Origin of the sequence: Microcystis sp. LE18-22.4A, from assembly GCF_027531105.1 — a bacterium.
Taxonomy (GTDB): Bacteria; Cyanobacteriota; Cyanobacteriia; order Cyanobacteriales; family Microcystaceae; genus Microcystis; species Microcystis aeruginosa.
Map to the genome: position 1 here is coordinate 1 of NZ_JAPZRB010000330.1, position 2,073 is coordinate 2,073.

Below are 2,073 nucleotides of genomic sequence, written 5' to 3' on the forward strand. Positions count from 1 at the left end.
GAGGTAGTCAATTACCTAATTTTCAGGGAAAAAGTACCTGAATTTTCCCCCCGATCCCCGCAACGGCTGGCACTTTTTGAGGAAAAAAAAGTCTAAAAGTCTTATCCAACAAGGTTTTTAGATTTATTCAGCAGACCCTAAATCTCAACCCTTTTGTCGAGACGTTACCCCTAACGTCTCTTTTTGTCCGGTTAATGTGGGTGAGAATTTTTTAGCAATCTTTGCCGGATGCGATCGAGATTTTCTTGACTATTGACAGGTAAATGGGGTAGGGGTAATTCTAAATTGGGCCAATTACTCAAATCATGGCAGGGACAGGATAAACTCGATTGTCCCACCACTTCAATTGGTACGGGTATAGTACAACGAGCGCAGGGATGAAATTCCCATTGAGGGGAAAGTAAGTCTCGGATAGTTTGTTGAGTACCTTCTAGGTAACAATCGCCACTTTGAGGATCAAGAATTTTTTGCCAACAATCTTCAAACTCCGACGAATAGCGATCAGCATTGAAAATTGGCAGCGGAAATAGCATAGCTTGGTTTTTGGGACAAATAACTTTTTTTCCCAATTGAAACCAATGGGCGAGATATTTTTTAACTGCGGAGGTGTCTGACATATAGTTTGTGTGGAGGCTGCCCTGATGATTGCTCTTACCATCAATCCTAGCGTTAACTTCCAGTGTCGGACAGAGCCGGTGACGATAGATTATGTAGTTTAATAATTATTTTAGGTAACTGAGCATCTGGAGCTAGATTAATCCCAATAAACTCACCATTAAAGCTTTTTGGGCGTGCATCCGATTTTCCGCTTGCTCCCAGACTTTTGATTGTACACCCTCGATCGCCCCGTCGGTAATTTCTTCGCCGCGGTGAGCAGGTAAACAATGGAGAATAATCGCGTCTTTGTCAGCGTGACTCATTAGCTGTTCATTGACTTGGTAGGGCTGAAAAACGGGAATTCGGGCATCAGCGAGGCTTTCCTGTCCCATACTCGCCCAGACATCAGTATAGACCACCTGAGAGTCTTTTACGGCCGTAACGGGATCGTCGGTAATTAAGATTTTACTACCGGTTTTCTCGCCAATAGCCTGGGCGCTGGCGACAATTTCCCCATCGGGTTGATAGTTTGCGGGGGAGGCAACTCGCACATTTAACCCCATCAAAGCACCACCCAAGAGGAGAGAATTAGCGACATTATTGCCATCCCCCACATAGGTGAGGTTAATTCCCCGTAAAGTCTGAAAAGTCTCTTGGATAGTCTGTAAATCGGCTAATATCTGGCAGGGATGTTCTAAATCCGTTAAAGCGTTGATAATCGGGATGCGCGAGTAATTGGCAAAAGCTTCTAAATCCTCTTGTTTAAAGGTGCGAACCGCGAGAATATCGAGATAGCGATCGAGTACCCGGGCTGTATCTGCTAAGGGTTCCCCGCGCCCCACTTGGGTTACACTGGGATTAAGATCGATCACCTGTCCCCCTAACTGGTACATGGCGACGGTAAAGGAAACCCGCGTCCGGGTGGAAGCTTTATAAAATAGCAATCCCAAGACTTTTTTGCAGCTAGGGTTAAGAGTGCCAGCTTTAAGCTGTGCCGATAGATTGAGTAGGGCGCTGATTTCTTCGCTACTCATGTCGGTTATTCTTAAAACATCTCGTCCTTTTAAAGTGGCTACCATTGGTTTTTCTCTCGATAAACAGGGGTCTTGATTGGGTTTTATGGCAGTTAGCGGTTAGCAAAAATCTTGAGTAAAGACCTTATTATAATCCAGTTTTTTCGCTATTAGGCAATTTTTCCCGAAAATTTTCATTTTGGGGGATGTTAGTCCAGCTAACACCCCCACTTTTTTTTGTTAAATTAGGTAGGTGTTAAAAATTGTCAGATTCCCCCCTTATCAAGGCGGATCCCCCCGCCTATCGGCACCCCCCTTATCAAGCTATCCATTAGTCGGATCTTTCTTAACAAAAAGAGAAGAAACTTAAAAAAAGGGGAAACGATTGATAGGTATAGTTTTGAAAGAAGGAATTAAGGTGGAGGTAAGCAAAAAAATGGAGAAATGGGCAGCCCAAGAATTA

2 protein-coding genes are annotated in these 2,073 nt (G+C 44.0%); both read right to left on the bottom strand.

Features of this window, described 5'->3' with window-relative positions:
- Nucleotides 1-191 precede the first annotated feature (191 nt).
- Nucleotides 192-617, bottom strand: a complete 426-nt coding sequence (locus O9295_RS14525; protein ID WP_288033494.1) for a hypothetical protein — start codon at nt 615-617, stop codon at nt 192-194.
- Nucleotides 618-749: 132 nt separating this feature from the next.
- Nucleotides 750-1,676, bottom strand: a complete 927-nt coding sequence (gene argF / locus O9295_RS14530) for an ornithine carbamoyltransferase (protein WP_002762401.1) — start codon at nt 1,674-1,676, stop codon at nt 750-752.
- Nucleotides 1,677-2,073 lie beyond the last annotated feature (397 nt).